This is a genomic window from Streptomyces krungchingensis (assembly GCF_054729265.1).
The window spans coordinates 280,264-305,749 of record NZ_JBPUKY010000001.1; the positions used below are offsets into that span (position 1 = coordinate 280,264).

Annotated in this window: 21 protein-coding genes and 2 pseudogenes; 13 read left to right on the forward strand and 10 right to left on the reverse strand. The window is 68.8% G+C overall.

Going from position 1 to position 25,486, the window contains the following annotated elements; all coding sequences use genetic code 11:
• The first annotated feature begins 263 nt into the window (after positions 1-263).
• From ACSYGO_RS01355 to ACSYGO_RS01370, 4 genes and pseudogenes are all read left to right on the forward strand, one after another.
• Entirely contained in the window at positions 264-1,091 is an 828-nt protein-coding gene (locus ACSYGO_RS01355; RefSeq protein WP_460385494.1) for an FAD binding domain-containing protein, read from the forward strand.
• The gene (locus tag ACSYGO_RS01360) at positions 1,088-3,805 is read left to right on the forward strand and encodes a molybdopterin-dependent oxidoreductase (protein WP_426679511.1); all 2,718 of its coding nucleotides are present in this window, start codon (positions 1,088-1,090) and stop codon (positions 3,803-3,805) included. Before ACSYGO_RS01355 ends, ACSYGO_RS01360 begins: the two co-directional genes overlap by 4 nt.
• Positions 3,806-3,811: 6 nt before the next feature.
• The gene (locus ACSYGO_RS01365; protein WP_426679510.1) at positions 3,812-4,786 is read left to right on the forward strand and encodes an antibiotic biosynthesis monooxygenase; all 975 of its coding nucleotides are present in this window, start codon (positions 3,812-3,814) and stop codon (positions 4,784-4,786) included.
• Positions 4,787-4,993: 207 nt separating this feature from the next.
• A pseudogene (locus tag ACSYGO_RS01370) lies at positions 4,994-5,211 on the forward strand (GNAT family N-acetyltransferase); the annotation flags it as partial.
• 228 nt (positions 5,212-5,439) lie between these two features.
• Here the strand turns inward: ACSYGO_RS01370 and ACSYGO_RS01375 are convergent.
• Complete coding sequence (locus ACSYGO_RS01375) at positions 5,440-5,643, reverse strand: cold-shock protein (RefSeq protein ID WP_028801133.1); 204 nt, start codon at positions 5,641-5,643, stop codon at positions 5,440-5,442.
• Between the two features lie 476 nt (positions 5,644-6,119).
• Here ACSYGO_RS01375 and ACSYGO_RS01380 point away from each other — a divergent pair, with 476 nt between their 5' ends.
• Together ACSYGO_RS01380 and ACSYGO_RS01385 are read left to right on the forward strand one after the other, a co-directional pair.
• The gene (locus ACSYGO_RS01380) at positions 6,120-6,494 is read left to right on the forward strand and encodes a globin family protein (RefSeq protein ID WP_345651654.1); all 375 of its coding nucleotides are present in this window, start codon (positions 6,120-6,122) and stop codon (positions 6,492-6,494) included.
• A 184-nt stretch (positions 6,495-6,678) separates the two neighbouring features.
• Positions 6,679-7,038, forward strand: a complete 360-nt coding sequence (locus ACSYGO_RS01385) for an ArsR/SmtB family transcription factor (protein WP_426679509.1) — start codon at positions 6,679-6,681, stop codon at positions 7,036-7,038.
• On the opposite strand, the pseudogene ACSYGO_RS01390 reads toward ACSYGO_RS01385, so the two are convergent.
• Positions 7,032-7,235, reverse strand: a pseudogene (locus ACSYGO_RS01390) (alpha/beta fold hydrolase); the annotation flags it as partial. The gene ACSYGO_RS01385 and the pseudogene ACSYGO_RS01390 sit on opposite strands and share 7 nt — an antisense overlap.
• 79 nt (positions 7,236-7,314) lie before the next feature.
• The gene (locus tag ACSYGO_RS01395) at positions 7,315-7,734 is read right to left on the reverse strand and encodes a MerR family transcriptional regulator (protein WP_460385495.1); all 420 of its coding nucleotides are present in this window, start codon (positions 7,732-7,734) and stop codon (positions 7,315-7,317) included.
• A 15-nt stretch (positions 7,735-7,749) separates the two neighbouring features.
• Here ACSYGO_RS01395 and ACSYGO_RS01400 point away from each other — a divergent pair, with 15 nt between their 5' ends.
• Positions 7,750-8,184: a hypothetical protein gene (locus ACSYGO_RS01400; RefSeq protein ID WP_460385497.1), complete on the forward strand. Its 435-nt coding sequence runs from the start codon at positions 7,750-7,752 to the stop codon at positions 8,182-8,184.
• A 58-nt stretch (positions 8,185-8,242) separates the two neighbouring features.
• On the opposite strand, the gene ACSYGO_RS01405 is transcribed toward ACSYGO_RS01400, so the two are convergent.
• Positions 8,243-9,451 (reverse strand): PP2C family protein-serine/threonine phosphatase, encoded by a 1,209-nt coding sequence (locus ACSYGO_RS01405; protein ID WP_432173603.1) that lies wholly within the window; start codon positions 9,449-9,451, stop codon positions 8,243-8,245.
• A 500-nt stretch (positions 9,452-9,951) separates the two neighbouring features.
• Between ACSYGO_RS01405 and ACSYGO_RS01410 the strand changes: the two genes are divergently transcribed.
• Positions 9,952-10,896, forward strand: coding sequence for a hypothetical protein (locus tag ACSYGO_RS01410; protein WP_460385498.1), 945 nt, complete (start codon positions 9,952-9,954; stop codon positions 10,894-10,896).
• A gap of 349 nt (positions 10,897-11,245) precedes the next feature.
• Complete coding sequence (locus ACSYGO_RS01415) at positions 11,246-11,776, forward strand: hypothetical protein (protein ID WP_432173470.1); 531 nt, start codon at positions 11,246-11,248, stop codon at positions 11,774-11,776.
• Between the two features lie 143 nt (positions 11,777-11,919).
• Here ACSYGO_RS01415 and ACSYGO_RS01420 read toward each other — a convergent pair whose 3' ends face one another.
• Positions 11,920-14,736: an FtsX-like permease family protein gene (locus tag ACSYGO_RS01420; protein WP_460389659.1), complete on the reverse strand. Its 2,817-nt coding sequence runs from the start codon at positions 14,734-14,736 to the stop codon at positions 11,920-11,922.
• 5 nt (positions 14,737-14,741) lie between these two features.
• Positions 14,742-15,446, reverse strand: a complete 705-nt coding sequence (locus tag ACSYGO_RS01425) for an ABC transporter ATP-binding protein (protein ID WP_460385499.1) — start codon at positions 15,444-15,446, stop codon at positions 14,742-14,744.
• A 70-nt stretch (positions 15,447-15,516) separates the two neighbouring features.
• Here ACSYGO_RS01425 and ACSYGO_RS01430 point away from each other — a divergent pair, with 70 nt between their 5' ends.
• The gene (locus ACSYGO_RS01430; RefSeq protein WP_460385500.1) at positions 15,517-16,155 is read left to right on the forward strand and encodes a PadR family transcriptional regulator; all 639 of its coding nucleotides are present in this window, start codon (positions 15,517-15,519) and stop codon (positions 16,153-16,155) included.
• A 193-nt stretch (positions 16,156-16,348) separates the two neighbouring features.
• On the opposite strand, the gene ACSYGO_RS01435 is transcribed toward ACSYGO_RS01430, so the two are convergent.
• The 4 genes from ACSYGO_RS01435 to ACSYGO_RS01450 form a co-directional block, all read right to left on the reverse strand.
• On the reverse strand, positions 16,349-17,353 hold the full coding sequence (locus tag ACSYGO_RS01435; protein WP_460385501.1) for a HEAT repeat domain-containing protein: 1,005 nt from the start codon (positions 17,351-17,353) through the stop codon (positions 16,349-16,351).
• Positions 17,354-17,356: 3 nt separating this feature from the next.
• Complete coding sequence (locus ACSYGO_RS01440) at positions 17,357-18,028, reverse strand: HEAT repeat domain-containing protein (protein ID WP_460389660.1); 672 nt, start codon at positions 18,026-18,028, stop codon at positions 17,357-17,359.
• A gap of 180 nt (positions 18,029-18,208) precedes the next feature.
• Complete coding sequence (locus ACSYGO_RS01445; RefSeq protein WP_460385502.1) at positions 18,209-18,733, reverse strand: hypothetical protein; 525 nt, start codon at positions 18,731-18,733, stop codon at positions 18,209-18,211.
• 414 nt (positions 18,734-19,147) lie between these two features.
• Positions 19,148-20,080, reverse strand: coding sequence for a hypothetical protein (locus ACSYGO_RS01450; RefSeq protein WP_460385503.1), 933 nt, complete (start codon positions 20,078-20,080; stop codon positions 19,148-19,150).
• Between the two features lie 302 nt (positions 20,081-20,382).
• Here ACSYGO_RS01450 and map point away from each other — a divergent pair, with 302 nt between their 5' ends.
• The 3 genes from map (at position 20,383) to ACSYGO_RS01465 (ending at position 25,384) form a co-directional block, all read left to right on the forward strand.
• On the forward strand, positions 20,383-21,150 hold the full coding sequence (map, locus tag ACSYGO_RS01455; RefSeq protein WP_426679498.1) for a type I methionyl aminopeptidase: 768 nt from the start codon (positions 20,383-20,385) through the stop codon (positions 21,148-21,150).
• Between the two features lie 503 nt (positions 21,151-21,653).
• On the forward strand, positions 21,654-21,977 hold the full coding sequence (locus ACSYGO_RS01460; protein ID WP_460385504.1) for a hypothetical protein: 324 nt from the start codon (positions 21,654-21,656) through the stop codon (positions 21,975-21,977).
• Positions 21,978-22,375: 398 nt separating this feature from the next.
• Positions 22,376-25,384: a family 16 glycoside hydrolase gene (locus ACSYGO_RS01465; RefSeq protein ID WP_460385505.1), complete on the forward strand. Its 3,009-nt coding sequence runs from the start codon at positions 22,376-22,378 to the stop codon at positions 25,382-25,384.
• Positions 25,385-25,486: the final 102 nt, after the last annotated feature.

The following is a 25,486-nucleotide window of genomic DNA, read 5'->3' on the forward strand; positions in this document are numbered from 1 at the left end:
GCCCACCCTTGGCGCGGGCATGACCGCCCGACGAACGGTTGGCCACAATCCGAGGTTCCACGACTACGCTCAGCGATCTCATCCGAACCTTGCCCGCCATACTGCGATAAACTGTGGCAAACGCACTTGGGACTCGTCGGGCTCGCGCGGCTCAGCCGCCCCGAACGGTGCGGGGCGGCGGCCAACACCTGCTCGGACAGCAGGATCCACTCCACCAGGGACATTCGTCCTCCCGCATTCCGTTCCCCCGTAGGCCGGCTCTCATGGACCTCAACACCATCACCGAAGTAGTCCGGCGACCGTGCGAGCGGCCAGGCATGGACTGGCACGAGGGTGATGCCTGGCTCGCAGGCGGAACATGGCTCTACTCCACGGAGCAGCCTGACCTGCGACGGCTGATCGATCTGACGGCGTTGCACTGGGAGCCCCTTGTCCCGACGGACAACGGGCTGGAGATCAGCGCCACCTGCACCATTCGCGACCTGTACGCCTTCCCCTGGCCGCAGGGCTGGACCGCCGGGATTCTCTTCCGGGAGAGCTGTGAGGCGTTCCTGTCCTCGTTCAAGGTCTGGAACGCGGCGACCGTAGGCGGAAACATCTGCATGTCCCTGCCCGCCGGCCCGATGATCACGCTGACGGTGGCGCTGGAGGCGCAGTACGAACTGTGGGCGCCGGACGGCTCCGTGCGCTTCGTCGACGCCCTCGATTTCGTCACCGGCGACCACCGCAACGTCCTCGCGCCCGGGGAGATCCTGCGACGCGTCACCGTTCCGGAGCACGCGCTGCGCAAACGGACCGTACAGCGTCGATTCACGCTGACCCGCCTCGGCCGTTCGACGGTGTTCCTCGTCGGCACGCAACGTCCGGGCGCGAGTGACCTGTTGCTCACCGTCACCGCCGGCACCACGCGGCCGGTCCGCATCGCGTTCGACTCCCTGCCCGATGCCCGGACCCTGCGGCAGAGCATCGACGCCGTACCCGCCGACGTCTGGTTCGCCGACCCCAACGGAACCCCTGACCACCGCCGGCATCTGACACGGCACTTCGCCGAAGAGATCCGCCGCGAACTCACGGCTGGGGACCTGGCATGAGCTACCTCGTGAACGGCAGGGAATTCGGCCGGGAGCCGGCTCCCGGCCAGTGCCTGCGCACCTTCCTGCGCGAACTCGGCCACTTCGGCGTCAAGAAGGGGTGCGACGCGGGCGACTGCGGCGCCTGCACCGTGTGGCTGGACGGCACGCCCGTGCACAGCTGCATCACCCCCGCGTTCCGCGCGGACGGCCGCGAGGTGACCACGATCGAGGGCCTCGGACGACCCGGCGCTTTGCATCCCATGCAGCGGCAGTTCGAGGAGGCTCCTGGGTTCCAGTGCGGCTTCTGCACCGCCGGGATGATCATGACGTCGGCGACCTTCAGCGAGGACCAGAAGGCGGATCTGCCGAGGGCGTTGAAGGGCAACCTCTGCCGCTGCACCGGATACCGGGCGATCGAGGACGCAGTGAAGGGCGTCAGCGCGGTGGAGACGGCGGCACCGGGCAAGGCCGTCGGGACGAGCGTCGGCGCGCCCGCGGGCCATGACGTGGTCACGGGTCACGCCGAGTTCACCATGGACACGCAGATGGACGGCATGCAGCACCTCAAGGTGCTGCACTCACCGCACGCACACGCCCGGATCCTCTCCATCGACAAGAGGGCCGCCCTCGCGGTGCCCGGTGTACACCGGGTCTACACCTGGCAAGACGTACCCCGCAGACGCTTCACGACGGCGATCCACACCGACCACCTGGTCGACCCGGACGACACCTACATCCTCGACGACACGGTCCGCTTCGCCGGCCAGCGCGTCGCCGCGGTCCTGGCCGACACGGTCGGGGCGGCGGAGGAGGGCTGCCGGCGTCTCACGGTCGAGTACGAAGTGCTGCCGGCGGTGTTCGACCCCGAGGCGGCGATGGCCGACGGCGCACCTCAGCTGCACGGCTCCCACGATCCGTTCGTCCGCGACCCCGTGCACAACATGTTGCTCGAACTCCACTCGCACATCGGCGACGTGGACGCGGGATTCGCCGCGGCCGACGTGATCCACGAAGGCACCTACTTCTCACCGCGGGTCCAGCACGCCCATCTGGAGACCCACGGTGCGATCGCCTGGATGGAGGACGGCCGGCTGAACGTCCGCACCAGTTCACAGTCGCCGTCGATCGCCAAGGTCAAACTGGAGTACCTGTTCGCGCTGCGCCCGGACCAGTTGAGGGTGTTCTGCAAGCGCGTCGGCGGTGGATTCGGCGGGAAACAGGAAGTGATCGCGGAGGACCTGGTCGCACTCGCCGCCCTGGACACCGGACGGCCCGCCTGTCTCGAGTACACCCGTGAGGAGGAGTTCACGACGGCCTCGCCGCGGCATCCGATGACCTTGACGGTCAAGCTCGGCGCGAAGGCAGACGGAACCCTCACCGCCGTCCAGGTACGCAACGTGTCGAACACCGGCGCCTACGGCAACCACGGCGGCGAAACGCTGTACGCGGGCGGGGCCGCCGTCATGATCTACCGCTGCCCCAACAAGAAGTACGACGCCTACTCCGTCTACACGAACACCGTGCCGAGCGGCGCGCTGCGCGGCTACGGGATGACGCAGCCGGCGTTCGCCGTGGAGTCGGCGATGGACGAACTGGCCCGCGCCCTTCACATCGACCCGCTGGAACTGCGCCGGCGCAACATCGTCCGGCCCGGTGAGCCGCTGGTGGCCCTGCACGACGGCCCCGACGACGTGATCTTCACCGAGGACGGACTCGCCAAGTGCATCGACCTGGTGCGCGACGCACTCGCCCGTACGGCCGACCGGCCGCCTCCCGGCCCCGAGTGGCTCGTCGGAGTCGGCGTGGCGAGTTCCCTGCACGAGACCGCGCCCCCGACGGAGCACCTCTCCGAAGCCTGGGTCACGCTGGGCGACGATCTCGTCTACGAACTGGCCGTCGGGACTGTCGAGTTCGGGGAAGGAACCTCCACGGCCCACGTCCAGATCGCGGCCGACCAGCTGGGCACGACGCCGTCGCGGATCCGTCTGGTGCAGTCCGACACGGACCGCACGGGATTCGACACCGGTGCCTTCGCGAGCGCGGGCCTCTTCGTGGCCGGCAACGCGGTCCTGCGCGCGGCCAACGCCGTACGCGACCGCATCCTGCACTTCGCCGCGGCACACACGGGCGTCCACGTCGTGATGTGCACGATGGACGACGACGGTGTCGTCTGCGGCGACCGGCGGGTGTCGCTGGCCGAACTCGTCGCGCTGGCCCGAGCGCGCGGAATCCGCTTCACCGCCGCACGCAAGGCCTACGGCTCGCCCCGGAGCGTCACCTCCAACACGCATGGCTTCCGGGTCGCCGTGCACCGTGTGACGGGTGAGATACGGATCCTGTACAGCGTGCAGGCGGCCGACGCCGGGGTGATCATCAATCCGGCGCAGGTGCGGGGCCAGGTGGAGGGCGGCGTCGCCCAGGGAATCGGCTTCGCGCTGACCGAGAACCATCACGTCGACGACAACGGCGTCATGGCCAACCCGAACCTGCGGAACTACCGCATTCCCACCTACGCCGACATCCCCCGCACCGAGGTCCTGCTGGTGGACTCGGCGGATTCGGTCGGTCCCATGCGGGCGAAGGGGATGGCGGAGTGCTGCATCAACCCCGTCGCCCCCGCGCTCGCGAACGCGGTGCACGACGCGACGGGCGTGCGCTACCGCGCCCTGCCGCTGACTCCGGAACGCCTCTACGGACGGCTCCCCGCGGAGCAGTCCGTGTCGGCGGGTTGAGCCACCATGAACGCCGAACGGAACGTAGCCGCCGCCGCGACGGCGATCATCGGCCAGAAGGTCCTCCCCGGGATGGAGCAGGAATTCGAGTCGTGGCAGGAGGACCTCAACACCGCGGCCGCCTACTACCCCGGTTTCCTCGGCGCCGAGATCTCCCCTCCGACGTCGCTGCAACCCGACTGGGTCGTCGTGTACCGGTTCGACTCGGTGGCACATCTGCAGGCGTGGATCAACAGCGGGACCAGGCAGACGTATCTCGACGTCGGCGCCAAGTACTTCGACGGTCCGGCGACCCAGCAGGTGGTCAGCAGCGGCACTCAGTCACTGGATCCGCTGGTCACCGTGGTGGTCACCCACCGCGTCCACCCGAACCAGGTCGACGAGTTCCTCGACTGGCAGAACCACATGGTCCAGGAGGAGAGCAAGTTCGAGGGGTTTCGCGGGACCGAGCTCTTCCGACCCATCGAAGGGCTGCAGGAGGAATGGACCACGCTCTACCGCTACGACACCGCCGAGCACCTCGACGCCTGGCTGACATCGCCCCAACGCCAGCAGATCCTGGCCGAGGGCGAGAGATTCAGCGACTTCAAACTGCGGACGATCGACAACTCGTTCGGCAGCTGGTTCGCCTTCCACGGCAACGGCAAGGAGACACCGCCACCACCCTCCGAGGCCAGGACCTCGCTCGCCATATGGGTCGGCCTGTACCCGACCGTCGTGCTGCTGACGCTCGCGCTGTCCCCGCTGCACATGCGGCTCTGGATCGGCCTGCTCGTGGGCAACCTGCTGTCGAGTTTCCTCATGAGCTTCCTGACCATGCCCTACTACGTGAACCCGCTGCTCGGACGATGGCTGCGGCCGCCCCCGAAGGAATCGGCGACAAAGACCAACCTCCGCGGCCTCGGTCTCGTCGCTGTGGCCATGGCCTTCTGGGCTGCCGTCTTCTACCTCGTCACGGTCCGGTTCTGGACGCTGCCCTGACCGCGGCCGCACGGACGGCCGTCGCTCGGGAGGGCTGTCGGTGCCGTCCCGCGGGGATGCCTGAAGGACAACACCACCGACACCTCAGCTCTCCCCTCGCGGTCGGGCCGACGGTCAGTGCAGCTGTCGTGGACGACCGTCCCGGGCTGCTGTCCGCCGACGGACGCGCGATACGTCGCGGGCCATGACAGAGCGCGGACCCAGCACCTGGCCACCTGGCCACCTGGCCCGATCAGGACCGAGCGGCTCGTGCTCCGCGAGTCCGAGCCCCGGGACCGGGCAGCGTTCATCGAGCTGTTCGCCTCGCCGGAGGTGGGCACCTGCATCGGTGGCGCTCGATCGCGTGCCGAGCTCGAGCGCGCGATGCCCGAGGTGCCCGAGGTGCCTGGGCGGCGACCCGGCAATTCTTGGTCGATCTCGACGGGCGATGCTGGGAGTACGGCGCCGAGCAGTCGTTCGGCGTGCGGTCCCCGAACCAACCGGCCCCGATGACGCCTGGACGTCAGCGGCCGTGTGGTCCGCGGACGCCGGCGGCCCTGGGCTGCCGGAAGTCGATCCGCGCTGTACATGCCAGCAAGGTGACTCACCCCGCAGCACAACGGGGCCCGGCGATGCGCCGGGCCCCGTCGTTATCCACCTTTGGCTACGTCTTGTCAGCCGCGGACGATGTTCTCGGCCTGGGGGCCCTTCTGGCCCTGGGCGACGTCGAAGGTGACCTTCTCACCCTCGACCAGCTCGCGGAAACCGTTCCCGGCAATGTTGGAGTAGTGGGCGAAGACGTCCGGGCCGCCGCCGTCCTGCTCGATGAATCCGAAGCCCTTCTCGGCGTTGAACCACTTCACGGTACCGCTGGCCATGCTGTTGTCCTTCGATATAGCCGGAATGCCCGGCTGGTCTATGAAAAGGGGCCGCCCGCGAGCGAGCAACACCCCGCGTCTGTTCTACACCACCCGCTGCATGTCATAACAGGAGGTCCAGGCCTCGCGTTGAAGCGATCGCTGGTCAGGGCCAGGAAAGAGAGTCCTCTGCGCGGCTCACGCGGTACCCCAGAACCGTGCACGCCGACGGCCGCGGACACCGCCCGACCGCTTGTCCCGGGTCCTTGCGGCACGACATCACGGGCATGAGTCGCAGCAGGAGTGGCCGTCGCCGGCGACGGTCGTCCTGCCTCGTCGCCGGCCGAAGCGGTCGAAGAGGGAGGCGATTCAGCGGACTTCCTGTCAGGTTCTGGCAACTAGTTGACACTTGGGACGTGAGGAGACATCGCGCTCCTACGGTGTCTGCCACGGCCGGGCGGGCATCCGCCCGGCCGAGCGATGGAGGGGAGCAGACCGTGGCCAGTGTGGAAGTTTCGCTCAAGGAGCTGATGACGGCCGTCGAGGGATCGGTGGGGGCCGCCGTAGTGGATTACAGCAGCGGGATGGCGCTGGGAACCCTGGGCGGAGGAGCCGACCTCGACCTGATGGTGGCAGCGGCGGGAAACACCGACGTGATCCGCGCGGAGGTCCGGGCCATGGAGCAGGTAGGCCTCGGCGGGCAGATCGAGGACATCCTGATCACTCTTGGGCACCAGTACCACCTCATCCGGCTGGTGACCGGCCGGGACGGCAACGGCCTGTTCCTGTACCTGGTGTTGGACAGGGCCAGGTCCAATCTGGCCATGGCCAGGCATCAGCTCAAGAACGTGGAGCAACAGCTCGCTGTGTGACGGATCTTTTTGCGTGCCTGCGATGTGAAGAGTTCTGCAACTCTCCATATCCGCATTCCGCCATTTCGCGGATCCGGGCGGTGTACAGGTGCACGATCGGTTGTGCGGGGCGGGACACGCGAGTCTCCCGCCCCTCCCGGCAGCCCCTCTCGGGGTCCTCGCTGACGCGCAGGGAGCGTATGTCTTGCAAGTTCCCCTCTATCAGGCCAAGGCCGAGTTCTTCCGGATGCTGGGGCATCCGGTGCGCATCAGAGTGCTGGAGCTGCTGCAACACGGCCCCGTCTCCGTCAGAGACCTGCTCGCCGACATCGACATCGAGCCGTCCAGCCTCTCCCAGCAACTGGCGGTCCTGCGCAGGTCGGGCATCGTCGTTTCGATCCGTGACGGAAGCACAGTCAGCTACGCACTCGCCGGCGGTGACGTCGCCGAGCTGCTGAGAGCCGCCCGGCGCATCCTGACGGAGCTGTTGGCGGGACAGAACGAACTCCTCGCCGAGCTCCGTCAGGCCGAGCCGCCCGCCGCAGTGCCGTCCAGCAGCGGCTGACAGGCAGCGGCAGCCGTCCCACGTTGGTCGACCGCGACGACCCGATACCGCGGGCTCAGATGCCGCGCCACTGCATCCCACTCCCCCGAGTGGCCGGCCAGACCATGGAGCAGCACGACCGGGGTGCCCGGCCCGCCCCAGTCCCGGCAGACACGTCGCACACGGTCTCGCGTCACTGTCCGCTCGGCCCAAGCCACTCGGCTCTCCCATGGATCGACACCGACCTTGATCATCCCGCAAGAGCCCCGGCTCTCGGGCTGCCCGTGACCCCTACGGCTATTCCACCGGTTGCCGCACACCGGTCAGAACGGCGTCGCTTCTCTCTTCTGTTCGTGCGGGCCGACCGGACGCCCGCAGTGGGCATCCCGTGCCGACGCGCGTGGCCAAGTCGGCTCTCAGAGCGGCCAGTTCGGTCATACGGGCGTCGATGACCTGAATCTTCTCCTCGAAGAGCGCGGACAGCGCTGCCGCGGTGTCCGGCGCTTCGCGCAGTTTCTCGCCGTTCCGCGCGATCTCCGACAGCGAGAATCCGAGCGCCTGCGCAGTGCGGATGTATTGCAGCCAAGCCACCGTCTCGGGTGGAAAGTCGCGATACCCGTTGGGCAGACGCCGACCTGCGACAAGGCCGACCTTCTCGTAGAACCGGATGGTGTCTCTGGTCATGCCTGCCTGCGCGGCAAGCTCACCGATGCGCATGCCCCTCCCCGCGTCGTGCGCGCAAGCGCCTGGTACGACCTCGTCGTCACAGCTGGATTCGCAACTCCGTGGACCTACGCCTTGGTTCACGACGCACTGTCGTCGTGCGGCAACGCGCTCGGACTTGGCGCTCTGCCCGAACTCGACCCGTTTCAGATTCTGTACGCCAATCTGATGGGCTCGCTGGTGGTCGTCTGGGCCGTTCTGCGGATCGTCGGGCCACGGCCGGAGCACGGCCTGTTCGACGGCTTCGCGCGTACCCTGTTCGCGGCATGGCAGGTGTACGCGCTGGCCCACGGTGCGTCGCGGCTCCTGTGGCTGTTCTTCGGCGTCGAGGTGGCGTTCGGCGTCCTCCAGCTCGCGCCGTGGAGGTGGGTCCGAAGCGCGGACCCAGCGGGCGGGGACGCAGGCTCGACCGACGGACGCCCGCTCGGCACAGCGAGTCGGTGACGTAGGAGCACGCCGTCCGTGCCGCTCGCGGGTGGGCGTGCCCGCGCGATGCCACGCGTCATCGGGTCTGCGGGCGCCATTCGAAGAGCAGGATGGTCAGGTCGTCCCGCAGTTGGTTGCGCTGGTATTCGAGGATGGCGTTGATGAGCAGCCGCAGCACCTCGGCCGGGCGCTCTCCGGCGGCGTGGGAGCGGATGATGAAGTCGGTGAACCGCTCAAGGCCGAATTCCGCACCGTCCGCGTCGCGGGCCTCCACGACACCGTCGGTGTAGAGCAGGACGCAATCGCCCGGTTCCAGGGTCGTCTCGCTGACCTGCCGGCCTGTTGGGGCGAAGGCACCGGCCAGGCCGATCGGCGGCTGTGGGGGGCTGTCCAGCGCGCCGGCGAGCACTCGGTCGGCACGGATCAGCAGCGGTGGCGGGTGACCGCAATTGACCCAGCGCAGCACCCCGGTCTCGGCGTCGAGCCGACACAGCACGCCGGTGCAGAACTGGTCGGGCAGCCACTGGGCGAGCGCCTGGTCGACGGAGCCGACGACGTCGGCCAGGTGGCCACCGCCGCGGCGGGCGTTGCGCGCCGCCGCCATGGCGACCGATGTGGTCAGGCCGGCGGTCAGATCGTGCCCCATGGCGTCGAGGATCATGGTGTGCAGGATGTTCTTGACCACCGAGTGGTCGAAGGCGTCGCCGGCGACGTCGTAGGCCGGTTCCATCGCCGCGGTCGAGACGCACCTGGTGCTGCCGATGGTCCGGGGCGGCAGGAAGGCCCGCAGCATCTCGGCGGGCAGCTGCATGGTCGCGGTGCGGGTTCGGGCGGCGAGCCAGTCGCTGTAGGCGCGTTTGGAGGTGATCAGCATGGCGAGGAGATGGGCCAGCATCCGGATGCGGCGCATCCGTATCCCGTCGAGCGAGGCGGTCCGCACCGCCAGCACACCCAACCGCTCCGCGCCGTCGACCAGAGGCATCCAGAGGATCAAGCCGTCGTCCGCCTCGGCCACCCGCGGGGAGACCGTGCGATACGCCCAGCCGGCCGACGACAACTCCACCGGCAGCGGCTCCAAAGCCTCGTCGAGTGGGATGAGCAGCCTTTGTTGCAGGTCGACGAGGTAGATCAGCGCGGTCTCCAGGCCGAGGGATGAGGCGCACCGGTTCGCCAGGGCGGGCAGTTCGACCGGCAGGGCCGTCTGCGCCTCGACGATCAGTTCTTCCAGTCGATTCTCGTCGATGACGGTGTCGGGACCGGAGGACGCGTGCGGCGGATCCGGCACGGGGATCACCCCTTCCTTGGCCAGTCTCACACCGACCCCGACCTTTCTCACGTCAGGCAAGCCCGTGACTAGGGCGAGAACCGCCGGCTGAGCCCGACCAGGCTCACCTCGTGCGCCGGCCATGTGATCAGTCGGTCACCCGTCCGCACCTGGTCGACCCCGCCCGCCCGCACCGGCCCCGCATCACCCTGCTCACGTTCGACTACGCCTGGTCACTCTCTCCTGCCTACGACTCCGGCTGCCCTGACAGTGCGGGCACACCTCAGACACTCACCAGCACTCACTCGTCCGCGGCGTTCCCCGCCGACGACCCAGGAATCCGTCAACACGGATTGATGGCCCAGGTCAAGCACCGGTCGCCGACCTTTCGATCCTGCAGAATCCACGGCTGCCGACACGTGTGTCACCACGTGCCGACCTGGGCGAGGAACCGCGGGAGGCGGAGCAACCGTTCGGCGCACTCGTATGTCTGATCTGCAGCACACGAGTTGAGGAGAGGCATGGCCGATCGCTGGGACGTTCCCCCCGTGGGTCCGGGCACCGCGCCCGAGAAGTGGTTGCTGCGCGTCGGTGTCCTCGGGCTCCTCATTGCGGCCCCGGGCGCGGCGGTTGGCTACTTCGAGGGTTTCGACGACGGCACGGAGGCCGGTGCCTTCGCCTGGGTCATGATCTTCATCGGCGGTCTGCTGGTGGGTGTCACGGCTTGGGTCGGTGTGCTGTGTCGGCTGGATCCCGAGTCGAGGAGGGAGCGCCGCCGCAGGACCGCCGTCCGCCGTTCCCTACAGGCGCCCCTGGCTGCAGCGGAGCTCACCCGTGAGACCCTCCTCGAAGCGGCCCTGCGGTCCACGGCTGCGCCCGTTCGGTCACGGCCGCCGGCGCCCGTGACCGACAGCCGGGGGCGGTTGGTCTGGTGGCGCAACCGCGACCTGCTCACCGCTTTCGGCCTTCCCGGCATGGCTGTCTGGACCGTCGTCATGGCGCTTGTCGGCTTCGGCGGCGTGCTGCACATCTTCGGCGGGGCCGGCCGCGGGTGGTTCTTCCTCGTGGCCTCGGCCGCCGGCTTGGTGGCCCTCGCGTTCGAAGCGCGGCTCGCCCGCGGTCTCGCCCGCCTGGCCACCAGCGAGCAGGTACGCCCGATGCGCTGGCTGCTGCTGCGCGAACCGGACGCGGGTGAGGCCTACTTGGTGCTGTACGGGGCCGACGACGATCCGGACGAGGCTGCGCCGATGCTGCTGCGGCTCGCGAAGAAGCGGCAGGCACGACGCCTCCCGCCGACGGGCGTCGCGAACGTTCACGGCCTGCTCTCTTCCGTCACCGTGCTCGTGCCGTGGATCGACGGCTCGCCTGTGTGGACCCGCCATCCCGTGACCACCCTCGACTTGACGACTGAGCGCGACCGAAGCCGGCTGACCTACCTCAAGGGATCCGAACCCCCCGGCCAGTAGAGGTTCTTCGCGACCGGAGGACGATGGGACGACTCGTACTCATCGGCGATGCCGAGGACGCCGGCACAGCGCGGGCATTCCGCCTGGCCGAAGAGATGGGTGAACATCTGCGCCCAGTCCGACAGCTGAGCGTTCTGAGCATGCAACCGCCCTGAGCTGCCGGGGACGACTCCGCATCCATGAACGCCGTGCGCGAACCATCGGACAGGTCCCAGGGCAGGTAGACGAAGAAGCACCCCAGCCTGCCTCGCTGGGGGCGGTGCGGCCTCCCAGGGCCCTTGCCTCGTGCGTGCCGATAGGGGCGGCCGGCTCAGCTGCCGAGGAGGGTGACGGCGATGGACAAAGCCGGATGTCAGTGCCCGCCGCTACCGTTTCACCGTTCACGATCTTCAGGGAGGGTGGCTCGATGGGCGCCAGTGGGTGGGACTACGTCACCGGATACGACGGGGACGTCGAGGCGGCTTTGGCGACGTTGCAGGCGAGCGTGTTTCAGGACGAGTACGGCGACGGTGCGAGCTACCGAAGCCTCGAGGACCTGTACGCGGATGAGGAGTTCATGGGGACGGAGGGCACCCATACGATCCTCGACATCGACACGGTCGTCGCCACGGACGTCCCACCGATGTCGTCTCGTCCCTCTGACTACGGCACCCTCCGCCCTCTGGCGCTCAGCCGGGTGATGCACCACTTCGACACCGACCGTCCCACGGTCGAGCGGTACGAGGAACTCGTCGCCGTTGCCCATCAGGCTGCGAACCACGAGGAGCACGTGCGGAGCCTGCTCGGCGAGTGTCGGATGCGGTGGACCGGCTATTACGTCGTCCTCCACTCCGATGGCAGGCCCAGCCACCTGGGCATCTTCGGCTTCTCGGGCGACTAGAACGCGCCACCGCGGGTTCGGGGCCGGTCCGGATGATCGGTCCAAGGCCACGCGCCGCCCCATCCATGTGCCCCCCGCCTGTCGGCAGGAGCAGAGCAGACTGCATACCGCCCTGGGCGAGAGCAGGCAGGGGGCAGGGAGGATCAGTCCGCGGCCAGCAGGTGGGCGGGGGCGATCTGGGAGAGCTTCCGGATGGGCACCGTCAGCGCGGCGCTGACCAGTGCGGTGGCGGCCAGCGTGGCCAGGAGTGCGGCGCCGGTGATCGCGAGGAGGTGTCCGTGCAGTACGCCCTGCCCGAGCACCACCACCGCCGCCAGGCCCAGCGCGGCGCCCGACAAGCCGCCCAGCAGAGCCAGTCCGATGCCCTCGTACAGGGTCAGCAGGGCGAGTTCGCGGTTGGTCCAGCCGGTTGCCCGCAGTACGGCGAGATCGGCGGCGCGTTCGCGTTGCGAGAGGACCAGTACGTCGACGGCTCCCGCGGCGCCGAGCACCAGCGACAAGGCGACGCTGAGGTAGTCGGCGGTCCGGGCTTGTGCCACGACCGCGTTGCCGAGCAGCGACCCCGCCACTTCGCCCTGGAAGGCGAGGGTGAGGGCGAGGAGCACCGTGAAGGCGGCCACTCCGAGTGCCAGGCCCGCCGCGCCGAGCAGGGTACGGCCCCGCATCCGCACGAGGTTGAGCATGGCCAGGCCGGCCACTGAGCGCACCGGGCGGGCCCGGCGGACCGCCGTCACCGGAGGGCGGACGGCTTGCATGGGGCCCAGCCGGGTGGCGAGCCAGGCGGGGATCAGGCCTGCGGCCGTGGCCAGCAGCAGTGCCACCGGGAGGACCAGGAGTGATTTGGCGCCGGCGTCGGGCTGGCCGAGCAGCCTGCCGAGCACGTACGCGAGCAGCGCCCCCACGGCCCCGGCCGCGAGGCCGATCGCGGCCAGTTCGCCCAGGACCAGGCGGAGTACTTCCGCGCCGCTCCAGCCCACGCAGCGCAGCGTGCCGATCTCGGTGCGGCGGGAGCGCACCGAGGCCAGCGCCGCCTGGCCGAGGAACAGCGCGCAGACGACCAGGACGAGTGTGAAGAGGATGGCGCTCTTGGTGTCGACCGCCTTGAGGATCCGCAGTGCGACGCCCTTGCTCACCCAGCGCTCCGTCACATGCGCCGTGGTGCTCAGCGCGATGGTCCGGGGGGTGGGTGAGCTGCCCACGGTCACGTCGACCTGGAGCTCGGGACAGGCGGTACGGATCTTGCCGGCCACGGCGTTGACGCGTGCGCGGGAGGCGGCGTCGACGCCGGTCACTCCGGCCACCCGGAGCCTGATCGCGCTGACCGGTGCCGTGTCCTGGAGGTTCGGGGTCCGGCGGCTCTTGGTCAGCGCGGTGATGGAGTCCATCGTCGTCAGCATGGTGGGGGGTGGGGTGAGGTAGCCGCCCAGGTTGCGGTCGGGCTGCAGTGACGTGTCGTTCAGTGCCGTGCGGGTGGCTTCGTCCGCGCCGGTGACCTTGGGGGGCTGGTACGTCTCCAGCGGGGCCTCGGTCAGGGGCGAGAAGCCGGGCAGTCTGCCGGTGTCGAAGCGGCCGACGACATGGAAGAGCGGGTTCGGCAGGCGACCGTAGTCGAGTTGCTCGCACACGCCCAAACCACTGCAGAAGGTGGAGGCGTGGCTGGTCACCTTCCGGTACTGCGGGCCCGTGTTCTCCTCGGGGACGTCCGCCACCGGTTGCTGGTTCAGGTTGGTCACCCACAGGCCGGGGTTCTGCGGCGGCTGCGGCTGTACCGCGAGGTCGCCGCCGGATGTGCGACGGTAGGTGACAGGGCCGACGGTCCAGTAGTTGGTGGCGTCGACCCCGTAGGTCGGCACCGCCTTCTCGTAGCCCTGGCTCAGGTCGACGGCGACCCGGCCCACGGGTGTGCCGCGCAGATTCTTGACGAAGCCGGCGGCGGTCGGATTGCCCAGTCGTGAAGGCAACTTGGCCGGGTCTCCGGTGTCGAGTCGCTCGACGGTGGCGCTGATCTTCCCCGCGGTCAGCGGGCGGCTGCTGAGCACCACCGGTACGAACGTCTCCCTCTGGCCGTTCGGGTTCTTCGAGGGCGGTACGACCTGCGGCTTGTCCTGTTCGGTGAGCATCCGGCCGGAGGTGACGGTGCGGCGCAGGCCCACCAGGCGGTCCTCGGCCCGCGGGTCGACGGCGGAGAGGAGGACCGGGTAGGCGACCGGGATGTCGATGGTGGCCTTGCCCTGTCCCGACTGGCAGTTCATCCGCGAGTGCAGGTCGGGGTCGAACGCCGATCTGTCGCTGAGGTCCTCGGCGATGATGCTCTCCATCATCGGCAGTTCGAGGTTCCAGCGGGTCTTTTCCGTCTTGTCCCCGTTGAAGTAGAAGCACACGTTGTACTTCCCGTTCATCACGTACTGCCGCGTGCCCTTGTCGATCGCGCCCTTCTCCAGGGTGTCGGACTCGAACACGTCGTGCTTCCCCGAGGTGAGGGGGCTGCGGGTGAGGTAGACGTACTGGTCGGCGGCGCGATAGGTGCTCAGGCCCGCGGTGAGCGTCGGAGCGAGGCGCAGGATCTGCCGGGTCGCCTTGCTGTCGAGGAAGCGGGACACGTCGACGGAGACCGTGTTGTGCACCATCAGGTAGCCGATGTTGGCGACCGGCGCCGCCACGTCGACTCCGCTCATCCGCTGGATGCGCCGGTACTGCTCCATGGTGATGCCGCCGAAGGTGCCGGACAGGAAATTGGGCGCGACCAGTCCGCTTCGGCGCTCCACGTCCGTCTGCGAGTTCGGCGGCCGCACCAGGACGTCGTACGCGGACCGGGCGTTCTTCCGTACCGTGCCCACGGTGCTCGCCTGGCTCGTGTGCACGGTCGAGGTCAGCAGAGTGAAGCTGGTCGCCGCGACCAGGATCCCGGCGGCCAGCGCCATCGCGCGCCCGCGCCGACGCCGGAGCTGCCCGATGATCATCGCTATCACGGGCGCAGGCCTCCCAGCCGGTCGAGCACATCACTGGACGCGGTGATCCGCTGGTCCGAGGTGATTCTGCCGTCCTGCAGGCGCACCACCCGGTCGCCGTTCGCGGCGACCTCGGGGTCGTGGGTGGCGATGAGCATCGTCATCCCGTAGCGCTCCCGCAGGGACATCAGGAGGTCGATGATCTCCCGGCCGATGACGCTGTCGAGGTTGCCCGTCGGCTCGTCGGCCAGAAGCAGTCCCGGCCGGTTGATCAATGCGCGTGCCAGGGCGACGCGTTGCTGCTGGCCGCCCGACAGCTCCGCGGGCAGGGCGTCGGCCCGCCCGCCCAGGCCGACCGCCTCCAGCAGTTCCGTGCCGCGCTCACGCCGGTCGAAGTCGACCTTGCGAGGGAGCACGGGCGCCAGCACGTTGTCCAGCACCGTCAATGCGGGCAGCAGGTGAAAGCGCTGGAAGACGAATCCGATGCGGCGCCGGTGTCCGTCCAGGTCCCGAGAGCGCAGTTCCTTTCCGTCGATCTCGACGCTGCCTTCGTCGGGCCGGTCCATCCCGCCGGTCACGTGCAGCACCGTGGACTTGCCGGCTCCGGACGGGCCGGTGAGCATCACCGCCTCCCCCGGCGCGACCTCCAAGTCGACTTCGTCCAGGGCGATCAGGCCGCGGTACCGCCGGCTCACCCCTCGCAACGCCACGCTCACAGCCATGGATACAGCCCCCACTCCCCTGCATTGCCGCAATGCAACGGTACATTGTCACAATGCAGGAGGGACGTATATGCCGCTACACCACGCCGTGCTCGCGCTCCTGACGCAGCGACCGAGCCACGGCTACGAGCTCAAGGCCCAGTTCGAGGAGACCATCGGGCCACAGTGGGGTGGCCTCAACATCGGCCACCTCTACCAGATCCTCGAACGGCTCGTCCGGGACGGATACGTCACGCGCTCACAAGTCGCGCAGCCCGACCGGCCGGACAAGAACCTGTACACGCTGACTCCCGCCGGGAAAGCGGAAGTACGCGCCTGGGCGACCACCGCCTCGGTACGCACCGGCGGCTTCCGTGACGAGGTGTTCCTGAAACTCCTCGGGGCCGTCGCCCTGGGCAGCGAAGCGTTGGGGTCCCTGATCGAGACCCAGCGGCAGACGTACTTGTCGGAGCTCGCGGGCCTCGCACAGCAGCGCAGGGCGCACGCCGACGAGCCACTGGTCGCCCTGCTGGTCGATGCCGCCATCGCGCACACCAGGGCCGACCTCGGGCTGCTCGACAGCGCCGAGCGGCACCTGATCCCGCTCGCCGCGGCGCAGGGCGCACAGACGCCGCAGCAGCCGTCGGCGCCGGACCAGGTCCGGGACGACATCCTCGGAGCCGACAGCGAACACGACCGGGAGAGGGGGCCTTGGTCGGACTCCGCGTAGGCAGCGGCCACCAAGTCACCTGCCATGGGCGCGAGTCACACGCCGCACGGTCTCGACGACACAGCATTCGTCACGACAGCGGTGGCACACGGAAGCGGCCTCACGACGCGCAGCGACCTTCGGGTCACCGCATCGCGTGTCGAGTCAGGGTCGGGCGACATTCCTGGCCGAGCGCGCCCGGCGAAGAGATCTCTCACCGCGCGTCGCGCAGCTGAAGAAGGTACGCCGCGGTCAGCGCGACGGCCCGGTCCTCGTCGTCCGACAGTTCCACGAGGGCACGTGACGCCGTGTTCCCCGGGATGTCCGCCAGCGCCTGGGTCAGCCGTCCGCGTGCGGGCGCCTCGGTAGTGTCGTCGGCGAGGCGGTCGACGAGCCCGGTCGCGACCTGATCCGCCGTCACGGTGTCGCTCGCCAGGGCGCTCAGCGCATCGGCCGCATCGGTGTCGTTCCTTCCTTCCACGATCATGTCGATGAGCGTCGGGATCACGTCGGCCACGCCCCGTGTCCCGAGCGCCAGAGCCGCATGTCCGCGAACCGCGACGTCGGGATCCGCGAGGGCGTCACGCAACCGCGCGGCGGCCTCGTCACCGGGCATCTCGGCAAGGGACCGGACGGCACGTTCCCGTACTGCGGCCACCGGTGAGCCCAGGCCCTTTGCGAGCAGTTCCGTGCCGCCCTCGCCCGATCGCGCCAGTGCCCATCGAAGGGCTCCGGCGACGTTCGGCTCCGTCTCGCTCAGCGCCGCCTCGACCAGCGCCTCCACCGGCACCGGAACCTCGTCGGCCGAGGAGAGGGCCGCACGCTGGCGTGCGTCGGGGCTCTTCGACTCAAGTGCCTGGAGAAGCGCGACGACCTGGAGGACGTCCTCCCAGCCGGCGGGTTCCGCGGCGTCGATCCGGCGGAGGCGGGTGAGCAGTTCGGTCTCGGCCGCGAGGCGTTCGCGCGTCTGTCGGATGAGGTCGTCGACGAGCGCCGAGGGCGCGAAGCCGGGATCGTCGAGCGCGCGCCCGATGTCACGCAGCGACAGCCCCAGCGATCGCAGGCTCTCGATGTGGAAGATCCGCCGGATGTCCTCGCCGGAGTACTCCCGATAGCCGGAGCCCGTACGGCCCGAAGGCCGCACCAGGCCGAGCGACTCGTAATGCCTGAGCATCCGGGCACTGACCCCGGACCGCCGCGCCACCTCGCCGATCAACACTTCCTATTGTCCCTCCTGGTCGGAGCCGCCGAGGGCCAGGATGCGCTTCGCCTCCTCGATCGCGAACTCGAATCCGGCATCCGGGTCGCGCAGCAACCGCTCGGTGGCGAGCCCGTGCGCACGTACGCCGGGGTCAGGGGCCGTCGCCGCCGAACGCAGCGCCGGCAGGACTACGTCACCCAGCGCGACCAGCGCCCGGCTGAGGCTCAGCTGCGTCTCGCGCTCACCGCGCCCGAGCTGCGTCGCCAGCACCATGGCCAAGGCGGACTGCTCGCCCTGCGGCACGAGCAGGACTGCGGCCCGCCAGGCGCTCCGCGCCACCTCGTCGTCGGCGTCGGTCAGGAGCGCCGTTGTGATCGACGGCCACGCCCGCGGGTCCCCGATCTTGGACAGCGTGTGCAGCGCCTGGCTCCGTGCCTGCGCACGCTCCGAACGCACTTCGCGCAACAGCCCGGGGAGCGTGACGGACACCGGGTGCCGGGTGAGGGCCCAGGTCAGCATGTCGCGGACGAAGAACTCCGGCTCGGTCCCGCATCGCTCGATGAGCTTGCCGACGTAGCGCGGGTCAGGCCTCGTGCCGGTCTCCAGAGCCGCTCGCAGTCGTACGGACGACCGGCCGTCCTCCAGCGCCTGGAGCGCTCGTTTCGCGTCCGTGTCCTGTCTCGCCATGGCCATCGGGACCACCTCCTTGGCGAGCAGTGAAGGCCTTGTCACCGTGTCAAGGTCAAACGGGATCCGCCCGCTGCGCGATCACCCGTCACCTGTGCCGTGTACCGAGCGTCGTCTTTCCGCACGGTGCATCGCGAAGATGCCGGTCACGAGGCGGGCGCGGGGTGCGCCGCCCGAACAGAAGGTTCAGGCGGCGCGGTAGAGCGTGACCGGATCGGCGGGTGCCGCGTCGCGCGCCACGGTGGCATGCACGAGACGCGTGGTGCGGTCGGTGCCTGCGACCTGCGAGCGGTGCCGCGCGAAGACGACGAGGCGCAGCACCGCGAACCGTGCGACACCGGCGAGCGCGGAGGCCGACAGGTAGACGACCTGCTCGAGCAACGCGCCCGGCTCCACTACGAGTTGCTGCAGGACGAACATGGCCACGCAGGTCACCGCGTACGCGGCTGCCGCGGACCCGGCGGACTGCGCATGCTGGCGCCCGGTCGCGCGCACGCCCGCACCGAAGGTGAAGCGGGCGTGCAGCTCGGTGGCGAGGAGCGTGGAGACCACGGTGATCAGGGCATTGGCCAAGCCCCAGGGAATCCAGGAAGCGAGGGCCGCCACAGCGAAGCTGGAGGCGACGCCCACTCCGCCGCCGCAGACCACGAAGCGGGCGAAGGCAGTGACGTTGCCGGGTTCCCCCGGCTGGCGTCTCTGCACTGTGTCCATGGTCTGCCCCCTTTGATCGCCCACCCCGTGAAACGCGCGGTTCGCGGCCTGCGAGGCCTTCGAGCGTGCGTTTCTGACGAAGGAAACGCTACGTTGCATTCATATCTTGAGCAATCCATTTATTGCGCAAGGTCGATATATTCGCAGGTAGATTGAGAATAATCGTTGCGATGGCTTGACTTTAATGCAACGAGCGGATCCTTATTCCATTGCAATGGATTGAGGGTGAACGCTATGACGGACATGCTGCTCGGCCTACGAGCACACGCCGACCCGGAACCCACGACCGAGGCGGGACCGCCGCAGCGCCAGTCCCTCACCTACGTGGCGAGACTGGCCGCGGACCCCATGAGCGGCCGCGCCGCCTCGCAGCACGTGCGGGCCTCCCGCACTGCCTACGGGATGCATCAAGACTCAACTACGAAGCCAGTCCTGACCTGACGTCACCTCGCGTGCGATGCGACGCCACTGGGCCTGCCCGCCGGGCAGAGGCCAGGCCCAGGTGAGCTGCGCCGCCGCGTCCAATTCATGGAGGCGGCGGACGAGTTGCGGGCCGGCGATGGCGGCGCCGTCCGGGACGGCAGGGCCGTGGACCGCACGGAGTTCGGCGAAGCGGGCCAGCTCGCGCTCGTAGAAGCCCACGGCGTCATCGATGCGCGCGGCGAGGTCATTACGCGGCGCCGACCCGTGCAGGTGCAGCAGCGTGGGCTCGACGGACTCGGCGATCGCCGCGGCGAGCCGCGCATGACCGTCCAGGACCAAGTGGCAGTCCAGGCCACTGACCCACCACAACAGGACCGGCGGGAGGGTCCCTTCACGGGCCTGCTTGCGGTACGCCTTGACCCGACTGTCGCCCGGTTCGGGCATCTGCCGCAGCGGAAGAACCTCCCACGAGCTCGAGTGGACGAACCAGTCGATGCATCCGTCCGGATGGCCCTCCACGAGCATCGAGCTCCAGTACTCGGCATGCGAAGCGTCAGTGCCATGCCGGCGCCGGAGCGGGCTCTGAGCCGAGAGCAGCCATCGGCCCTCGTGCAACGGGCTGCCCGACGAGTCGATGAGGTACTGCGCGAAGCGGTGAGCCCACCGCTCCGGACTGCCCGCCAGGGCACGCGCGACATCGGCGCGCAGGGGTGGGATGCAGGAGCGGTACGCGTCGGTGCGCCAGAAGTCCACGCCCTGGAAGTGCTCGTCGACATCGGCGAGCAGCACTGGATGCGACTGCTGGGAGATCAGCAGCCGCGGCCCTGCACTGAGTACGCACAGTCCCGGCCGGTGGCGATCCCGCACGTCCAGGGACAGGCCCGTCCATGCGCCGTCGTCCCGTGTGACATTGCTGCGCTGCATGTCGAGAGCGTAGACGGCTGATGAAGCGGGGGACGCGGTGGACTGGGGCCGCGATGGCAAAAGGGACCGGGGCGGGGCACGGCCGGTTTCGATCGTGCCCAGGGTCCCCAGGAAACCCCTCCGCGGCCGCCACCTCCACCACACTTCGGCTGCCGCACGCTCGACACAGCGGCGCGCCGAACCGCTCGCCGCACGACCGCCCCCCGCTCCCGCTCCCCCAGCGTCACGAGGAACCCTCGCCACGACCGTGATACTAATACCGGTATAAGAATTGGGTCGACACGCTTCGAGGAGTCAAGCACATGGTGGAGATCAAGACCGATGCCGCATTGGACGCGATGCGGGAAGCCGGACGTGTGGTGGCCCGTGCCCTGGCCGCGGTGCGCGACGCAGCCGGCGTGGGGGTGTCCTTGCGGGAGCTGGATGAGGCGGCCCGGTCAGTTCTGGACGAGGCCGGAGCCGGGTCGCCCTTCCTCGGATACCGGCCGTCCTTCGCTCCGGTCGCCTTCCCGGCCGTGATCTGCACGTCCGTCAACGACGCCGTGTCACACGGCATCCCCACCGGCTACCGGCTGCGCGACGGCGACCTGGTGAGCATCGACTGCGGTGCGCAGCTCGACGGCTGGGCGGGCGACGCGGCCATCACTTTCACCGTCGGAACGCCGCGCCCCGGCGACCTCGATCTGATCGACGCCACGCAGCAAGCCCTCGACGCCGGCATCGCCGCCGCCCAGGTGGGCGGTCGCATCGGGGACATCTCCCACGCCGTCGACACCGTCGCCCGCAAGGCGGGCTGCGGCATGCCCGCCGACTTCGGCGGCCACGGCATCGGACGCCGCATGCACGAGGACCCCCATGTCCCCAACCGCGGCCGCCCCGGCCGTGGTTTCCCCCTCCGCCACGGCCTGGTCCTCGCCATCGAGCCCATGTTCATGGCCGGTGGGCAGAACACCTACCGCACGGATGCCGATGGATGGACCCTGCGCACGACCGACGGCAGCAGGGCCGCCCACATCGAACACACCGTTGCCATCACCGACCAGGGCCCTCGCATCCTGACCCTGCCCTGACGTTCTCCCTCACGCCGGCGGTTCCGGGACCGGATCGTTCGACACACCACCTGATTCCTGAACGACCCTCTGGCACGCGGAACTTGGGCCTGCGGCCCGGAGGTTGCCGTGGACTCGGCGGCCAACACACTGCTGCAACCGGCCGAGGTGGAGACACCCTCGGTGCGATACGACGTCGCCCGGTGCGCGCCCTGCGCCCTCAGACCGACCCGGCCCGGGTACGGCAACTGCTCTGCGTCCGGTGTTGCGATCCCTGCGCGTCGGGTGGTTCGCCGGCCGGGCCTGGGGTGAGTGTCAGGTCCATCATGCCTGTTCGGCGGCTGTTTCGGTAGGACGGAGAGCACGTCCGTCCGGGCTTGTCGCAGGTACTGGTCCGCCCGCAAACTCGTCGTCATCCACTTTCCGGCGTCCGTACCGGCAACCGTCCTCGGCTGCCGGTGCGTTCGCCGTGCTGTCTCGTCGTGCGACGGGCACGTCGGGAGCATGGGAACAGAGGGGGATCGTTGGATCAGGACATGGTCGTGCTGGCGAGGGTCAAGCTGCTCAGCGCCAACCGACGGGTGGTACGCGGCGCGGAGGGGCTGTGGGCGTACCGCCTTCTCACACAGGTCGAACCGGAGGCGTACGGATCGAAGTTGGCGTACGTCCTGGTGGAGGCCAGCACCTCGCCCCTGGTGCGGGACCTGCCGGAGCAACGGCTGGCCCTGCTGGATGAGGCGGTGAAGGTGGCGACGGCTCTCAGCGCGGCGAACCCCTACCGGGCGAAGATGCTGGCACGGGCACTGGCTGCCCGGCAGCGGGAGTTGGAGAGCCGTCCGCCGATGTAAGAAGGCGGCAGAGGTTCCGGGTGACCCGGGTTCTTCCCACGTCTGGTCCGGCGAGAGCTGGGCCGGACGTGTTCCCGCCGCTCCCTGCCCGACAGCGGTCCACTGGCGACGCCCACCGCACCGATGACCATCAGGCCGGTCAGAGCCCGGTGCATCCAGTCCAGTTGAGAAGCTCGACGAAGATTCCTGCCCTCTTGCTGCTGCGGCGCGCATCAGCGCTTCCGCCGGCGAGCGGTGAACTTTGAACTCACTGATGACAAAGTATGGACGCACTCCGCGAAAGACCCCTACCGTATCGACACAACCGCACCAGTACCGCACCCTCTGCACGCCGCCCGCGCAGAGGGAAAGCTCGACCGGAGTGCGACCCGACGACCTCCGGTCCGACTGGAGGTCCGATGCATCGACGGTTGGTTTCACGTGCCCGAAGACGGCTTGCTCCGCTGCTTCTGGGCAGCTTCCTTGTGGGAGGTGTGTGGGCAGCGCCTTCGACCGCCGCCACCGGCGCCGACATCCCGCCCCAGGAACCGGGAGTGACCCTGCGGGTCTTCGACACCCAGGTTCCGCTCAGCAAGCTGTGCACGCTCAAGCCGGGCCAGACACCCAACATCGACAAGCTAATGCCGACCGTGGACTGGTCGACAACCGGTGACTTCGGCGGCTTCGCCGACAACTTCATGGCCGAGGCCTCCGGCTACCTCGTCGTGCCCAGCGACGGAACGTACGACTTCCGCCTCACCAGCGACGACGGCTCACGGCTGACCGTCGACGACCGCACGGTCATCGAGCACGACGGACTCCACGCGGCCGAACCCAAGGACGGATCCGTCCAACTCGGCGCCGGATCACATCCGTTCCGCATCGACTACTTCGAAGCCGGCGGCGAACAGCGCCTCGCGCTCGCCTGGAAGCCGCCGGGCGCGGACGACTTCACCACCGTGCCGAGCGAGGCACTGAGCACCGACAGCGGGGTCGTCCGGGTCACCGCACCGGGCCGCAAGGAGTGCGAATCGGGGGCGGACAGCCCCGGCGACGGCCTGCCCCTGACCGATGTGCGACCCGACCTCGACCTCACCGACCTGCGCCCGGACGGCTTCGACCCCCAAGTCACCGGCATGGACTGGCTGCCCGACGGCCGCCTGGCGATCTCCACATGGGGTGGTTCGCAGACCACGGCGGGCGAGGTGTACCTCCTGGACCACGTCACCGGAAAGACGAGTCGCGACAAGGTGACCGTGAAGAAGGTGGCGAGCGGACTGCGCGAACCGATGGGCATCAAGTACGTCGACGGTTCGCTGTACGTGTCGCAGAAGCATGAGCTGACCCAACTGGTCGACAGCAATGGGGACTTCGTCGCGGACGAGTACCGCAGGATCGCCACATGGCCCTACGGCGGCAACTTCCACGAGTTCGCCTTCGGCCTGCTCTACCGTGACGGCTACTTCTATGTGAACCTCTCCGTCGCCATCAACTACGGCGGGGCGACCACGACTCCGCAGCCGGCCCCCGGCCGCGGCACCACGTACAAGATCAACAAGAAGACGGGGGACATCCACCCGGTCGCAGGCGGTCTGCGCACCCCGAACGGCATCGGCTGGGGTCCCGGTGGCGACATCTTCACCACCGACAACCAAGGCGGCTGGCTCCCCGCATCGAAGCTCGTCCACATCAAGCAGGACCGCTTCTTCAACCACTACACCGAGCCGCAGGGCCCCTTCGACGACCGCTCCGTCACCCAACCGGTGCTGTGGCTGCCGCAGAACGAGATCGCCAACTCCCCCAGCACACCGCTCTACCTGACCAAGGGCCGGTACGCCGGGCAAATGCTCTTCGGTGACGTCACCTACGGCGGGCTCCAGCGCGCCTACCTGGAAAAGGTGAAGGGCCAGTACCAGGGCGCCGTGTTCCGCTATACGCAAGGACTCGAAGCAGGCGTCAACCGCATCACCATGGGGCCCGACGGCGCCATCTACGCGGGCGGGCTCGGTGCCGACGGCAACTGGGGCCAGGAAGGAAAACTGAAGTTCGGCCTGCAGAAACTGGCGCCCAACGGCGGCAACACGTTCGACATCAAGGAAATGCGCGCCGTGGAAGGCGGCTTCGACCTGGAGTACACCCAACCGCTGTCACAGGCCACCGCGGAGAAGCTGGCCTCCCGCTACCAGGCCGAGCAGTGGCGCTACACCCCCACGTCGGACTACGGAGGGCCGAAGATCGCAGAGGAGCGGCTCGGCGTCCGCTCGGCAACGCTCGCCGACGACGGACGCACGGTCCATCTGCAGGTCGACGGCCTCAAGCCCGGCCGCGTCGTGCACGTCCGCTCCCCACGCCCGTTCGCATCCGCCTCGGGTGAGGCACTGTGGAGCACGGAGGCCTGGTACACCCTCAATGCCCTGCCCGGAAAGCAACCGCCACCGGCCACACTGTATGAGGCAGAGGAAGCTCGGCTGACCGGGACGGCGGGAATCAACACCGACCACACCGGCTACTCCGGCAGCGGTTTCGTCGATCGCTACAACACCGAGGGCAAGGGCGCCACCACCTTCGACGTCACCGTGCCCGAGGCCGGCGAGTACGACGTGAACCTGCGCTACTCCAACGGGCCCAACCCCTTCCAGGGCACCAAGTCGCTCTCGTTGTACGCCAATGGGCAGAAGCTGAGACAGACGAAGCTCGCCTCGACCGGCACCTGGGACGCCTGGTCGACGCAGACCGAGCGGGTCGATCTCCGCAAGGGGAAGAACACCATCGCGTACCGGTTCGACTCCGGCGACACCGGCCACGTGAACCTGGACCTGATCACCGTGCGCCCGCATGGCACCCGGATCACCCTCTTCGACGGCACCAGCGGCTCGCAGAGTCAGTGGCAGCACACGAACGGGCGGGCCGTGCAATGGCCGCTGACCGACGAGCAGTCCATGGAGGTGTGCTGCGGCGACATCCGTACCAAGGACGCCTACCAGGACTTCAAGCTGCACGTGGAGTTCCGCGTCCCGCTCCTGCCGGACGACGTGACCGGCCAGGACCGAGGCAACAGCGGCGTCTACCTCCAGGACCGCTACGAACTGCAGATCCTCGACTCCTACGGTGACACGACACTCGACACGAACGAAGCCGGAGCGATCTATCTGAAGAAGGCGCCGGACATCAACGCGGCGACGGCTCCGCAAACATGGCAGACCTACGACATCACCTTCCGTGCGGCACGATTCGACGCCGACGGCACCAAGACCGCTGACGCTCGCGTGACCGTCGTCTGGAACGGCAAGAAGATCCACGACGACATCGCGATCGACGGTCCGACCGGCGGAGGCGCGTCGGAGGGGCTGTCAGCCGGGGCCGTCCGCCTCCAGGACCACGGCAACAAAGTGCGCTACCGCAACATCTGGATCGAACCGCTGAGCTGACGTCGGCGGAACGACGAGAAGCGACGGACGCGTCCACGACCCCGTAGGCGCGTCCGTCGCACACACGGGCGGTGACCTGGCCTCCCGCGCGCTGGTCGGTCG

What these genes read in the sequence shown, in the direction of transcription:
- ACSYGO_RS01355 (WP_460385494.1), top strand. Translation starts at nt 264, where the DNA reads ATGGACCTCAACACCATCACCGAAGTAGTCCGGCGACCGTGCGAGCGG.
- ACSYGO_RS01360 (WP_426679511.1), top strand. Translation starts at nt 1,088, where the DNA reads ATGAGCTACCTCGTGAACGGCAGGGAATTCGGCCGGGAGCCGGCTCCC.
- ACSYGO_RS01365 (WP_426679510.1), top strand. Translation starts at nt 3,812, where the DNA reads ATGAACGCCGAACGGAACGTAGCCGCCGCCGCGACGGCGATCATCGGC.
- ACSYGO_RS01375 (WP_028801133.1), bottom strand. Translation starts at nt 5,643, where the DNA reads ATGGCCAGCGGTACCGTGAAGTGGTTCAACGCCGAGAAGGGCTTCGGA.
- ACSYGO_RS01395 (WP_460385495.1), bottom strand. Translation starts at nt 7,734, where the DNA reads ATGCGCATCGGTGAGCTTGCCGCGCAGGCAGGCATGACCAGAGACACC.
- ACSYGO_RS01410 (WP_460385498.1), top strand. Translation starts at nt 9,952, where the DNA reads ATGGCCGATCGCTGGGACGTTCCCCCCGTGGGTCCGGGCACCGCGCCC.
- ACSYGO_RS01415 (WP_432173470.1), top strand. Translation starts at nt 11,246, where the DNA reads ATGTCAGTGCCCGCCGCTACCGTTTCACCGTTCACGATCTTCAGGGAG.
- ACSYGO_RS01420 (WP_460389659.1), bottom strand. Translation starts at nt 14,736, where the DNA reads ATGATCATCGGGCAGCTCCGGCGTCGGCGCGGGCGCGCGATGGCGCTG.
- ACSYGO_RS01425 (WP_460385499.1), bottom strand. Translation starts at nt 15,446, where the DNA reads ATGGCTGTGAGCGTGGCGTTGCGAGGGGTGAGCCGGCGGTACCGCGGC.
- ACSYGO_RS01430 (WP_460385500.1), top strand. Translation starts at nt 15,517, where the DNA reads ATGCCGCTACACCACGCCGTGCTCGCGCTCCTGACGCAGCGACCGAGC.
- ACSYGO_RS01440 (WP_460389660.1), bottom strand. Translation starts at nt 18,028, where the DNA reads ATGGCCATGGCGAGACAGGACACGGACGCGAAACGAGCGCTCCAGGCG.
- ACSYGO_RS01445 (WP_460385502.1), bottom strand. Translation starts at nt 18,733, where the DNA reads ATGGACACAGTGCAGAGACGCCAGCCGGGGGAACCCGGCAACGTCACT.
- ACSYGO_RS01450 (WP_460385503.1), bottom strand. Translation starts at nt 20,080, where the DNA reads ATGCAGCGCAGCAATGTCACACGGGACGACGGCGCATGGACGGGCCTG.
- map (WP_426679498.1), top strand. Translation starts at nt 20,383, where the DNA reads ATGGTGGAGATCAAGACCGATGCCGCATTGGACGCGATGCGGGAAGCC.
- ACSYGO_RS01465 (WP_460385505.1), top strand. Translation starts at nt 22,376, where the DNA reads ATGCATCGACGGTTGGTTTCACGTGCCCGAAGACGGCTTGCTCCGCTG.